This is a genomic window from Streptomyces sp. SID1328, from assembly GCF_009865595.1.
GTDB lineage: Bacteria > Actinomycetota > Actinomycetes > Streptomycetales > Streptomycetaceae > Streptomyces > Streptomyces griseoluteus.
This window is the reverse complement of sequence record NZ_WWKH01000302.1, coordinates 1-12,013: the sequence shown is the minus strand read 5'-3', so window position 1 is coordinate 12,013 and position 12,013 is coordinate 1. Positions and strand designations below refer to the sequence as shown.

11 protein-coding genes and 1 pseudogene are annotated in these 12,013 nt (G+C 73.6%); 9 read left to right on the top strand and 3 right to left on the bottom strand.

The genetic code is table 11. The annotated features are described in order from the left end of the window. The 6 genes from GT030_RS09095 to GT030_RS09070 all read left to right on the top strand — a co-directional run. Nucleotides 1-994 (top strand): MiaB/RimO family radical SAM methylthiotransferase (locus GT030_RS09095; protein ID WP_161200656.1); only part of this gene is annotated, 994 nt, incomplete at its 5' end. Then, nucleotides 991-1,734, top strand: a complete 744-nt coding sequence (gene pgsA / locus GT030_RS09090; protein WP_161200655.1) for a CDP-diacylglycerol--glycerol-3-phosphate 3-phosphatidyltransferase — start codon at nucleotides 991-993, stop codon at nucleotides 1,732-1,734. The genes GT030_RS09095 and pgsA, both read left to right, overlap by 4 nt. Beyond that, nucleotides 1,731-2,276 carry a CinA family protein gene (locus tag GT030_RS09085; protein ID WP_161200654.1) on the top strand — a complete coding sequence of 182 codons (546 nt, stop codon included), beginning with the start codon at nucleotides 1,731-1,733 and terminating at the stop codon, nucleotides 2,274-2,276. Before pgsA ends, GT030_RS09085 begins: the two co-directional genes overlap by 4 nt. A 109-nt stretch (nucleotides 2,277-2,385) precedes the next feature. After that, nucleotides 2,386-2,760 (top strand): helix-turn-helix transcriptional regulator, encoded by a 375-nt coding sequence (locus GT030_RS09080; RefSeq protein ID WP_161200653.1) that lies wholly within the window; start codon nucleotides 2,386-2,388, stop codon nucleotides 2,758-2,760. Nucleotides 2,761-2,958: 198 nt separating this feature from the next. After that, nucleotides 2,959-3,429: a DNA starvation/stationary phase protection protein gene (locus tag GT030_RS09075; RefSeq protein ID WP_161200652.1), complete on the top strand. Its 471-nt coding sequence runs from the start codon at nucleotides 2,959-2,961 to the stop codon at nucleotides 3,427-3,429. A 125-nt stretch (nucleotides 3,430-3,554) separates the two neighbouring features. Beyond that, nucleotides 3,555-3,842: a hypothetical protein gene (locus tag GT030_RS09070; RefSeq protein WP_237522281.1), complete on the top strand. Its 288-nt coding sequence runs from the start codon at nucleotides 3,555-3,557 to the stop codon at nucleotides 3,840-3,842. Nucleotides 3,843-3,921: 79 nt separating this feature from the next. Here the strand turns inward: GT030_RS09070 and GT030_RS09065 are convergent, their stop codons facing one another. Beyond that, on the bottom strand, nucleotides 3,922-4,767 hold the full coding sequence (locus GT030_RS09065; RefSeq protein WP_161200651.1) for an Fpg/Nei family DNA glycosylase: 846 nt from the start codon (nucleotides 4,765-4,767) through the stop codon (nucleotides 3,922-3,924). Between the two features lie 45 nt (nucleotides 4,768-4,812). Beyond that, on the bottom strand, nucleotides 4,813-9,753 hold the full coding sequence (locus GT030_RS09060; protein WP_161200650.1) for an ATP-dependent helicase: 4,941 nt from the start codon (nucleotides 9,751-9,753) through the stop codon (nucleotides 4,813-4,815). A gap of 100 nt (nucleotides 9,754-9,853) precedes the next feature. On the opposite strand from GT030_RS09060, the gene GT030_RS09055 reads away from it, so the two are divergent. From GT030_RS09055 to GT030_RS09045, 3 genes are read left to right on the top strand one after another with little or no spacing between them, the layout of a single operon-like run. Next, on the top strand, nucleotides 9,854-10,837 hold the full coding sequence (locus GT030_RS09055; protein WP_161200649.1) for an AraC family transcriptional regulator: 984 nt from the start codon (nucleotides 9,854-9,856) through the stop codon (nucleotides 10,835-10,837). Beyond that, entirely contained in the window at nucleotides 10,735-11,487 is a 753-nt protein-coding gene (locus GT030_RS09050; RefSeq protein ID WP_161200648.1) for an AzlC family ABC transporter permease, read from the top strand. Before GT030_RS09055 ends, GT030_RS09050 begins: the two co-directional genes overlap by 103 nt. Beyond that, complete coding sequence (locus GT030_RS09045) at nucleotides 11,484-11,792, top strand: AzlD domain-containing protein (RefSeq protein WP_161200647.1); 309 nt, start codon at nucleotides 11,484-11,486, stop codon at nucleotides 11,790-11,792. The genes GT030_RS09050 and GT030_RS09045 overlap by 4 nt, the downstream gene beginning before the upstream one ends. 8 nt (nucleotides 11,793-11,800) lie before the next feature. Here the strand turns inward: GT030_RS09045 and GT030_RS09040 are convergent. Beyond that, nucleotides 11,801-12,013 (bottom strand): annotated as a pseudogene (locus GT030_RS09040) (hypothetical protein); the annotation flags it as partial.

Genomic DNA, 12,013 nt, shown 5'->3' with positions numbered 1-12,013 from the left:
CCTCCCGGACGGCCTCGCTCCCGCCTCCGGCCCGCGCGCGCCCCTGCGCCGCCGCCTCGACGGTTCCCCGGTCGCCTCGGTCAAGCTCGCCTCCGGCTGCGACCGGCGCTGCTCCTTCTGCGCCATCCCGTCCTTCCGCGGCTCCTTCATCTCCCGCCGTCCCAGCGACGTCCTCAACGAGACGCGCTGGCTGGCCGAGCAGGGCGTGAAGGAGGTCATGCTGGTCTCCGAGAACAACACCTCCTACGGCAAGGACCTGGGCGACATCCGCCTGCTGGAGGCCCTGCTGCCCGAGCTGGCCGAGGTCGACGGCATCGAGCGGGTGCGCGTCAGCTACCTCCAGCCGGCCGAGATGCGCCCCGGCCTGATCGACGTGCTGACCTCCACCCCGAAGGTCGTGCCGTACTTCGACCTGTCCTTCCAGCACTCCGCGCCGAACGTGCTGCGCGCCATGCGCCGCTTCGGTGACACCGACCGCTTCCTGGAGCTGCTGGACACCATCCGGAACAAGGCCCCCGAGGCCGGCGTCCGCTCCAACTTCATCGTCGGCTTCCCCGGCGAGAGCGAGGGCGACCTGGCCGAGCTGGAGCGCTTCCTGACCGGCGCCCGCCTGGACGCCATCGGGGTCTTCGGCTACTCCGACGAGGAGGGCACGGAGGCGGCCACGTACGACACCAAGCTCGACGAGGACGTGGTGGCCGAGCGCCTCGCCCACATCTCCCGGCTCGCCGAGGAGCTCGTCTCGCAGCGCGCCGAGGAGCGCCTCGGGGAAACCGTGCGTGTCCTGGTGGAGTCCGTCGACGGCGAGGACGGGGTGTACGGCCGCGCCGCGCACCAGGCCCCGGAGACGGACGGCCAGGTGCTGCTCACGAGCGGCGAGGGTCTCGCCGTGGGACGTATGGTCGAGGCGAAGGTGGTCGGCACCGAGGGGGTCGACCTGGTGGCCGAGCCGCTTCCGGGCTCGTCGGTGGGCAGCGAGGAGGCGGCCAGATGACCGGAGTCCCGGCATCCGCCTCGGGCGGCTCCTCCGGCGCGCGCGGCGTGACCGGCCAGGCCGTCGACGGTGCTCCGGAGGTCTCCGACCCGGCCGTCGCCATGGAGGCGCGGCACCCGCGCGGCGGCAAGCTCGCGGCCGCGGCCGTCAACCAGGCCAGCGTCTGGAACGTCGCCAATCTGCTCACCATGCTGCGCCTGCTTCTGGTGCCGGGCTTCGTGGCGCTGATGCTGGCGGACGGCGGCTACGACCCGGCCTGGCGCTCCTTCGCCTGGGCGGCCTTCGCGGTCGCCATGATCACCGACCTGTTCGACGGGCACCTGGCGCGCACCTACAACCTGGTCACCGACTTCGGGAAGATCGCCGATCCGATAGCGGACAAGGCGATCATGGGCGCGGCGCTGATCTGCCTGTCCTCCCTGGGCGACCTGCCCTGGTGGGTGACGGTGGTCATCCTGGGCCGGGAACTCGGCATCACCCTGCTGCGCTTCGTGGTCATCCGGTACGGCGTCATCCCGGCGAGCCGGGGCGGCAAGCTGAAGACGCTCATCCAGGGCGTCGCGGTCGGCATGTACGTGCTCGCGCTGACCGGCTGGCTGGCCACGCTGCGGTTCTGGGTGATGGCGGCTGCGGTCGTCCTCACGGTGGTCACCGGCCTCGACTATGTGAGACAGGCCATCGTGCTGCGCCGCCGGGGAATCGCGGAGCGGGCGGCGGCGTTGGAAGAGCGAGAAGCGTGAACCCCACGGCCACCGAATTGGTGCGGCTACTCAAAGTGAACGGCGAGACGCTCGCCGTGGCCGAGTCGCTGACCGGTGGTCTGGTCGCCGCCGAGATCACCTCGGTCCCCGGCGCCTCCCAGGTGTTCCGGGGTTCGGTCACCGCCTACGCCACCGAGCTGAAGCACCGGCTCCTCGGCGTCGACGCCGGTCTGCTGGAGCGGTCCGGCGCGGTGGACCCGCAGGTCGCGGCCCAGATGGCGGCCGGTGTGCGGGAGGCCCTCGGTGCCGACTGGGGCATCGCCACCACCGGGGTGGCCGGCCCCGATCCGCAGGACGGGCAGCCGGTCGGCACGGTGTACGTGGCCGTCGACGGACCTCTTAGGCAGGGTTCGCCTTCCGCCTCGGGCGGAAAAGTGGAGGCCCTGCGGTTGAACGGCGGCCGCGCGGAAATTCGTATGGAGAGTGTACGGAGCGTACTCGCACTGCTTCTTGCGGAGCTTGCGGGCGAACAGACCGGAAATGAGCGGGCACAGGATACGGAACGGAACGGGGGGTTTTGATGTTTGCAGCCCTGAGTGAACACGACATCGCTCCCCGCACGGCCGCGGCGCGAGGCGGTACGGTGGGGCGAGAAGGATGCGGCTACGCGGTCCGAGGAGGGAGCCACCGATGATTCTGCTCCGTCGCCTGCTGGGTGACGTGCTGCGTCGGCAGCGCCAGCGCCAGGGCCGTACTCTGCGCGAAGTCTCCTCGTCTGCCCGGGTCTCACTCGGCTATCTCTCCGAGGTGGAGCGGGGGCAGAAGGAGGCTTCCTCCGAACTGCTCTCCGCGATCTGCGACGCGCTGGACGTACGGATGTCGGAACTCATGCGTGAGGTGAGTGACGAACTCGCACTCGCCGAGCTGGCCCAGTCCGCCGCCGCCACCGACGGCGTACCGGCACCGGTCCGGCCGATGCTGGGTTCCGTGTCGGTGACCGGTGTGCCACCGGAACGGGTGACCATCAAGGCACCCGCCGAAGCGGTGGGCGTGGTCGCCGCGTGACCTGCGCGCACGCGGCCTAGCGCCCGATATGTGTGAGCCCCGCCCGGGCCTCCCTGGATCTTTCAGGTGAGGCGCGGCCGGGGCTTTCTCATGCGCTTCTCCAGATGCTTTTCGGGTTCTTTGCTCCGTTTGCCCGGTGCGAGTGGCCCGGTCATGGTGGGAGGGACCCCAAACCCGCCGAAGACCCGAGGACAGCGGATGTATGTGGTGAAGAGTTCCCTTCCCGAGGCCGAGCTGAAGACCGTCTCCGAGGCCCTGCAGGGGGCGCTCGTGGACCTGATCGACCTCTCGCTGGTCGCCAAGCAGATCCACTGGAACGTGGTCGGGCCACGCTTCCGGTCCATCCACCTCCAGCTCGACGAGGTGGTCCTGTCCGCGCGCACCGCCTCCGACCTGGTGGCCGAACGCTCCTCGGCGCTGGGCGTTCCGCCGGACGGACGGGCGTCCACGGTCGCCTCCGGCACCGGCATCAAGGTCCCGCCGGCCGGCTGGATCAAGGACACGGACGCGGTCGCCGGGATGGTCGCCGCCCTCGGCGCGGTCATCGGCCGGATGCGGGAGCGGGTGAACGCCACCGGCGACGCCGACCCCGTGACCCAGGACATGTTCATCCAGATCACGGGCGACCTCGAGAAACACCATTGGATGTTTCAGGCCGAGAGTGCTTAGAACAACCGGGCTTCCGGGCCGGTCGTTCCGGGCGTCTGCCCGGCGCTGCTCCGGTGAGCCCTGCGGTGCGCCTCCCGCAGGTGGCAGGTGGTGTTCTAGCTTCTCCGGCTGGAGGTGGCGGGTCCATGGACGGGCGAATAGTGCGCTGGGGGGCAGGTCTGGGGTTCGGCGCGGTGTGGTGGTGGGCCGTGCTGCGGCTGACCCTGGGGGACGGCGCAGGGGTGCTGGAGGGGTCCGTGGTGCTCGGGGGCTGGGGGCTGGGGGTGCTGCCGGTGCACTGTGTCACCAAGGACCGGGCCGAGGGGGCGGTGCGGACCGGGCGGTGGCGGGAGGCTTGGCGGACCACGGGGGAGGGTTCGGGCGCGGAAGCGGGTGCTGGGGTAACTCGTTCGGGTGAATCGGGGGCGGGGTGAGCGGGGGCTGCTCCGGGTGGGGCCTGCGCTTGGGTCTGGGCGGGGGCCCGGATTCGCTTGGCGTTCGGCCGGCGGGGAGTCAGCGCGCGGGGCGCGGGTAACGCTCCCGCCAGCGCTGGGCGGTGCCGGGTGCGGGGGCGGGGCCGCTCTGGCAGGTGGGACACCAGTAGGTGGGGCGCTCCTGGGTGCCGTCGCCCTGGTCGGCCACGCGTACGCGGGTGCGGCAGCGCAGGCAGGGGCGGGAGGCGCGGCCGTAGACGTAGAGGTCGTTCCGGGGCAGGCCGGTTGTCTGGCGGACCGGGCGGGCCCGGTTGACCTCCAGCAGGCGCTGGGCCATGCCGGGAAGCTGTGCGGCGCGGTCCTCGGGGAGTGAGCCGACCGGAAGCCAGGGGGTCACGCCGAGCAGGAAGCACAGCTCGCTCTTGTAGACGTTGCCGATCCCGGCGAGATTGCGCTGGTCGAGCAGGGCCTCGCCGAGGGCCCGGTCCGGGTCGGCGTACAGGTTGGCGAGGGCGAGCTCCGGGTCCCAGTCGGGGCCGAGGAGGTCGGGCCCCAGATGGCCTACGACGCGCTCCTCGTCCTCGGTGCGCAGCAGCTCGAGCACCGAGAGGCGGTAGCCCACGGCCATGCGGTCGTCGGCGCCCAGGACGATGCGGATCTGATGTCCGGCGCCGCCCCGCCAGGGATCGCCGGGGCCGTACACCTTCCAGGCGCCCTCCATCCGCAGATGCGTGTGCAGGGTGAGGCCGCCCTCGAAGCGAGTGAGCAGGTGTTTGCCGCGCGGGGCGGTGTTCAGCACGGTGCGGCCGGTCAGGTCGACCGTCGCGTACTGCGGCACCCGGAAGTCGCTGTGGGTCAGCACCCTGCCCGCGAGCGCGTCGTGCAGCCGCTTCGCGGTCTGCCACACCGTGTCACCTTCGGGCATGCGTCCAGGGTGCCACGGCGCGGTGGCCTTCCCCGGCCGCCGGGCTCACGCGCGCAGGCGCAGGCCGCGTGGCGTCGCTATGAAGCCGGTGCCTTCCAGCAGGGGGCCCAGGGCCGAGGTCAGGGCCGCGGTGCCGTTGATCCGCTCCACGGTGACCGTGCCGAGGGAGCCGGCGCGGGCGGCGGCCGCCAGGGCCTCCGCCGCCGCGCGCAGGCGGGGGTCGTCGGCCGCCGCGGAGTCCGGGTCGGTGGGCCAGGCCAGCAGGGTCTTGCCGCCGCGCTCCATGTACAGGGTCAGCTCGCCCTCCACCAGGACGACGAGTGAGCCCGCCTTGCGGCCCGGCTTGTGCCCGGCGCCGGTCGGGGGTTCGGGCCAGGGCAGGGCGGCGCCGTACGCGTTGGCGGGGTCGGCGGCGGCGAGGACCACCGCTTTGGACTCGGGGGCGGTGTCCCGCGTACGGGGGCCGTAGCTCCGGCTCGCAAGGGAGCCGTAGCCCGAGCCGCCGCGCGGACCGCCCTGGCCGGGGGAGGCGTACGGGTCGGTGATGGTCGCCGGGCCGAAGGGGCGCGGGAGACCGCCGTCGTCCCCGCCCCGGGGCGGCCAGGCGAAGTCGCCGTCGAGGCTCGGGTGTCCGAAGCCGCCGGAGGACGGGTCGAAGGCGTCCGACGCGGTGTGGCCGTCGCCGGGGAAGGGCGGGAGAGCGCCGTTGCCCGCAGGGGCAGGGACGGGCATGACCTGCTCGCCCCGGTCGCGGGCGTTGGACACCGCGCGGAGGCGGTCGACCGCGCCGTCCATGGCGAACTGGGCGGCGCCGAGGCCCTCGACCACATAGCCGCGCCGGGCCTGGCCGCTCTCCTCGAACACGGACAGCACCCGGTACACCGCCGAGAAGCCGCCCTCGACTCCCTCCGCGCCCACGGCACCGCGCGTCACCACCCCGTGCCGGTCCAGTAGGGCACGCGCACGCGCGTGGGCACGCACGGTGGCGTCCGGCTCGGGCACGGGCAACAACGACCAGCGGCCCCCCACGGTCGGCGGGCCGGATCGCGAGGTGGCGCGGGCGGCGGCGGTCAGAGAGCCGTAACGCCCGCGCGGGACGTTGCGTTTGGCACGGTGGGCCGTCGCGCCCGCCGTACGGCCCGAGCCCAGCAGGGCGCGCATCGGGGCCAGGGTGTCGTTGGTGAGCCGGCCCGACCAGGCCAGGTCCCACAGGGCGTCTGCCAGGTGGGCGTCGCTCGCCTCGGGGTGCGTGGTGGCGCGGACCTGGTCGGCGATCTGCCGGAAGAACAGGCCGTATCCGCCGGAGAGCGTGTCCAGGACCGACTGGTGGAGCGGGCTCAGCTCCAGGGGGTGCGGGGGCGGCAGCAACAGGGGAGCGGTGTCCGCGAGGTAGAGCGAGACCCAGCCGTCCTTGCCGGGCAGCGAGCCCGCCCCGGCCCACACGACCTCGCCCGCCGCGGTGAGTTCGTCCAGCATCGAGGGCTTGTAGTCCGCCACGCGGGACGGCAGGACCAGCTTCTCCAGCGCGGAGGCGGGCACCGAGGCGCCCTGCAACTGCTCGATGGCGCGCACCAGTCCGTCGGTGCCGCGCAGCGTGTGGCCCTTGCCGATGTGCTGCCACTGCGGGAGGAACTGGGCGAGCGCGGCGGGCGGCACCGGCTCCAGCTCGTGCCGCAGCGCGGCCAGCGAACGGCGGCGCAGCCGGCGCAGCACCGTGGCGTCGCACCACTCCTGGCCGATGCCCGCCGGATGGAACTCGCCCTGCACGACCCGGCCGCCGGCGGCCAGCCGCTGGAGGGCGCCCTCGGTGACCGCGACGCCCAGACCGAAGCGCGCGGCGGCGGAGGCCGAAGTGAAGGGGCCGTGGGTACGGGCGTAGCGCGCGAGGAGGTCGCCGAGCGGGTCCTTCACCGGCTCGGTGAACGCCTCGGGGACACCGACCGGCAGCGCAGTGCCCAGTGCGTCGCGCAGACGCCCGGCGTCCTCGACGGCCGCCCAGTGGTCCGCACCCGCGACGCGCACCTTGATGACCCGCCGGGCGGCGGCCAGTTCACGCGCCCACTCCGGTTCGGCGCCCCGCTCGGCCAGCTCGGCTTCGGTCAGCGGGCCCAGCAGCCGGAGCAGGTCCGCGACGCTCTCCGGGTCCTTGGCGCGCCGGTCCTCGGTGAGCCACTGGAGTTCGCGCTCCAGCTCGGTCAGCACCTCGGCGTCGAGCAGCTCCCGCAGCTCCGCCTGGCCCAGCAGCTCGGCCAGCAGCCGGGAGTCCAGGGAGAGCGCGGCGGCACGGCGCTCGGCGAGCGGGGAGTCGCCCTCGTAGAGGAACTGGGCGACGTAACCGAACAGCAGGGAGCGGGCGAACGGGGAGGGTTCGGGGGTGGTGACCTCGACCAGGCTGACCTTGCGGGACTCGATGTCGCCCATCAGCTCGACCAGGCCGGGCACGTCGAACACGTCCTGGAGGCACTCGCGGATCGCCTCCAGAACGATCGGGAAGGACCCGAACTCGCTGGCCACCTCCAACAGCTGAGCGGCGCGCTGGCGCTGCTGCCACAGCGGGGTGCGCTTGCCGGGGTTGCGGCGCGGCAGCAGCAGCGCGCGGGCGGCGCACTCCCGGAAGCGGGAGGCGAACAGGGCCGAGCCGCCGACCTGGTCGGTGACGACCTGGTCGACCTCGCCCTTGTCGAAGGCGACGTCCGCCGCGCCGACCGGAGCCTGTTCGCCGTCGTACTCCGTGCCGCCCTTGCCGGGGCTCTGGTCCAGCAGGTCCAGGCCCATCAGGTCGGCGTCGGGCAGGCGCAGCACGATGCCGTCGTCGGCGTGCATGACCTGTGCGTCCATGCCGTACCGCTCGGAGAGGCGGGCGCCCAGCGCGAGCGCCCAGGGGGCGTGCACCTGGGCGCCGAAGGGGGAGTGGATCACGACCCGCCAGTCGCCCAGCTCGTCCCGGAAGCGCTCCACGACGATGGTGCGGTCGTCCGGGACGTGCCCGCAGGCCTCGCGCTGCTCGGCCAGGTAGGACAGGACGTTGTCCGCCGCCCACGCGTCCAGGCCCGCGGTGAGCAGGCGCAGCCGGGCGTCCTCCTCGGACAGCGCGCCGACCTCGCGCAGGAACGCGCCGAGCGCGCGGCCCAGTTCGAGCGGGCGGCCGAGCTGGTCGCCCTTCCAGAACGGCAGCCGGCCCGGCACACCGGGCGCGGGGGAGACCAGGACCCGGTCGCGGGTGATGTCCTCGATGCGCCAGGAACTCGTGCCCAGCGTGAAGACGTCGCCCACGCGGGACTCGTACACCATCTCCTCGTCCAGCTCGCCGACCCGGCCGCCGCCCTTCTTGGGGTCGGAACCGGCGAGGAAGACGCCGAACAGGCCCCGGTCGGGGATGGTGCCGCCGGAGGTGACGGCGAGCCGCTGGGCACCGGGCCTGCCGCTGATGGTTCCGGCCACGCGGTCCCACACCACACGGGGGCGCAGTTCCGCGAACGCGTCCGACGGGTAGCGGCCCGCGAGCATGTCCAGGGTGGCGGTGAACGCGGACTCGGGGAGCGAGGCGAAGGGGGCCGCGCGCCGCACGGTGGCCAGCAGGTCGTCGAACTGCCAGGTGTCCAGCGCCGTCATGGCGACGATCTGCTGGGCCAGCACGTCCAGCGGGTTGGACGGCACCCGCAGTGACTCGATCCCGCCCGAGCGCATCCGCTCGGTGACCACGGCCGCCTGCACCAGGTCGCCCCGGTACTTGGGGAAGACCACGCCGGTGGAGACGGCGCCCACCTGGTGCCCGGCCCGGCCCACGCGCTGGAGGCCGGAGGCGACCGAGGGCGGGGACTCGACCTGGACGACCAGGTCGACGGCGCCCATGTCGATGCCCAGCTCCAGGCTGGAGGTGGCCACCACGGCGGGCAGCCGCCCGGCCTTGAGGTCCTCCTCGACGAGCGCGCGCTGCTCCTTGGAGACCGAGCCGTGGTGCGCACGGGCGATCACCTGGGGGGCGCCCTGGGCCGCGCCCGAGCCGCCCATCAGCTCGGCCGGGGAGTGGTGCTCGTCCAGCTTCTCGCCGGTGGCGCGCTCGTAGGCGATCTCGTTGAGCCGGTTGCACAGCCGCTCCGCCAGCCGGCGGGAGTTCGCGAACACGATGGTCGAGCGGTGCGACTGGACCAGGTCGGCGATCTTCTCCTCGACGTGCGGCCAGATCGAGGGCTTCTCCGCCTTGTCGTCGCCGTCGGCAGCGGGGGAGCCGCCCAGCTCGCCCATGTCCTCGACGGGCACGACCACCGACAGGTCGAACTCCTTGCCCGACTCGGGCTGGACGATCTCCACCTTGCGCTGGGGCGAGAGATAGCGGGCCACCTCGTCCACCGGCCGCACGGTCGCCGACAGGCCGATCCGGCGGGCGGGCTTGGGCAGCAGCTCGTCCAGCCGCTCCAGGGACAGCGCGAGGTGCGCGCCGCGCTTGGTGCCCGCGACCGCGTGCACCTCGTCCAGGATCACGGTCTCGATGCCGGTGAGCGCGTCCCGCGCGGACGAGGTCAGCATCAGGAACAGCGACTCGGGGGTGGTGATCAGGATGTCCGGCGGCCGGGTCACCAGGGCGCGCCGCTCGGCGGGCGGGGTGTCGCCGGAGCGGATGCCCACCTTGATCTCGGGCTCGGGCAGGCCCAGGCGCACGGACTCCTGGCGGATGCCGGTCAGCGGGCTGCGCAGATTGCGCTCCACATCGACCGCGAGCGCCTTCAGCGGGGACACGTACAGCACCCGGCAGCGCTTCTTCGGGTCGGCCGGGGGCGGGGTGGAAGCCAACTGGTCCAGGGCGGCGAGGAAGGCGGCCAGCGTCTTGCCGGAGCCGGTCGGCGCCACCACCAGCGCGTCCGATCCCTCGTTGATCGCCTTCCAGGCGCCGGCCTGGGCCTCGGTGGGCGCGTGGAACGCCCCCGTGAACCATTCGCGGGTCGCGGGGGAGAAGCCTTCGAGGGCCGGGTGGGCGGGACTGACCATCCCTCTATCCTGCACCCGCCCACTGACAAACGGGCTGACCTGGGCAAACGGGACGGACCGGGACGTGCCGCGACCGGCGGACGTGGCCGACAATGGGCGTATGGCGGGTTCAGACGAGCGGGCACGGCACTGGCGGTACGCGGAACTGCCCGGCGTCGACCTGCTCCGCGCCCGCTACATCCGCAAGACCTTCGTCCGCCACACCCACGAGAACTTCGTGATCGCCGCCATCGCGGACGGCGTCGAGGTCTTCCACCACCGGGGCGCCGACGTCTCCGTGGGCGCGGGCGCCCTCGCCCTGGTCAACCCGGACACCCCGCACACCGGGCGCGCGGGCGTCCCCGAGGGCTGGCGGTACGGCGCGGTCTACCCCTCGCCCGAGGTGGTGGCCCGGATAGCGGCCGAGACGACCACCATCCGGGGCACGCCCGGCTTCGTCTCGCCGATGGTGGACGACCCGTACACCGTCCGCCTCGTCCACCAGATCCTGCGCGCCGCCGAGGAGGGCAACGCGCTGGCCGCCGACACCCTGCTGAGCGTCGCGGTGACCAGGCTGCTGCGGCTCAACGGCGGCCCGCTGCCCGAGCGCCGCACCCGCTCGGCCGGCGCCGGGATCGCCGCACGCGCGCGTGCCGTGCTGGAGGAGCGGATGGCGGAGCCGCCCGGCCTGGAGCGCCTGGCCACCGACCTCGGCACCAGCCGCTTCGCCCTGCTGCGGGCCTTCCGGGACGCCTACGGCATGCCCCCGCACACCTGGCTCACCGACGCGCGCGTACGACGCGCCCGGCTCCTGCTGGACACCGGCACCCCGCCCGCCGAGGCCGCCGCGCTCGTCGGCTTCACCGACCAGCCCCATCTCAACCGCCACTTCGCCCGCATCGTCGGCGTGCCGCCGGGCGCCTACCAGCGCGAACGCGAGAACGTGGGCGGGCGCAACAACGTACAAGACGGCGCCGGGCGGGCGGCCGTAGCGTCCGGGGCGTGGCACAGCGACAGACAGCACTCGCGGACAGGGCCGCCGAGGACGCGGGAAAGCCGGACAGCGCCGTCGTACGGGACGCCCTCGGGGTCGGCGTCGCCGTAGGGCTCTCCGGCTTCGCCTTCGGCGTCACCTCGGCCGGCAGCGGACTCGGACTCCTCCAGACCTGCGCACTCAGCCTCCTGGTCTTCACCGGCGCCTCCCAGTTCGCCCTCGTAGGGGCGCTCGCGGCCGGCGGGAACCCGTTCACGGCCGCGGCGGGGGCGTTCTTCCTGGGCGTGCGCAACGCCTTCTACGGGCTGCGGCTCTCGCAGTTGCTCGCCCTCCCGCGCGCCTTGCGGCCGTTCGCCGCCCAATGGGTGATCGACGAGACCACCGCCGTCACCGTGGCCCAGCCTGACCGCCGCTCCGCGCGCCTCGGCTTCACCGTCACCGGGCTCAGCCTCTACGTGCTGTGGAACCTCACCACCCTGCTCGGCGCCCTCGGCGCGCAGGCCCTCGGGGACACCGACGCCTGGGGGCTGGACGCGGCCGGACCCGCCGTCTTCCTGGCGCTGCTCGCCCCCATGCTGACCACCTTCACCGAACGCGCGGTCGCCGCACTCGCGGTCGTCCTGGGCCTCGGCCTGCTGCCCGTACTGCCCGCCGGGGCGCCCGTCCTGGTGGCGGCCCTGGCGGCGCCGCTCGCCCTGTTCGTCCAAGGTCTGCGGGCCCGCTCCGCCCGGCGGCCGGACGCCCCCGAGGAGGACCGTTGAACACCTGGCTCGCCATCGGCGTCACCGCGCTCGGCTGCTACGCCGTCAAGCTCGCCGGACTGCTCGTGCCCGCGAGCGCCGTGGAACGGCCGCTGGTCAAGAAGCTCGCCGCGCTGCTGCCCGTCGCCCTGCTGGCCGCGCTCACCGCCCAGCAGACCTTCGCCGACGGCCATGCCCTCGTCCTGGACGCGCGGGCCGCAGGAGTGGCCGCGGCGGCCTTGGCACTGCTGCTCCGGGCGCCGTTCCTGGTGGTCGTCGCGGTGGCCGTGGTGGTGACCGCTGGCATACGCGCCCTGACCGGCTGAGCGCCGGGTCAGCCGACGTAGCGGCCGTACGCCCTGAGGGTGCGCAGCGCCTCGATGGTCACGCCGGCGCGCGCCTCCAGGGCCGGAGCCGGTGCCCACTGGCGCCAGCGAACGGGCCAGCCGCCGTCCTCCTCCTGCTCGGCGGCGAGGAAGTCCAGCGAACGCGCCATCTCCTCGTCCGTGAACCACGCGCGCGCGAGCGAGTCGGGGGTGCGCGCGAA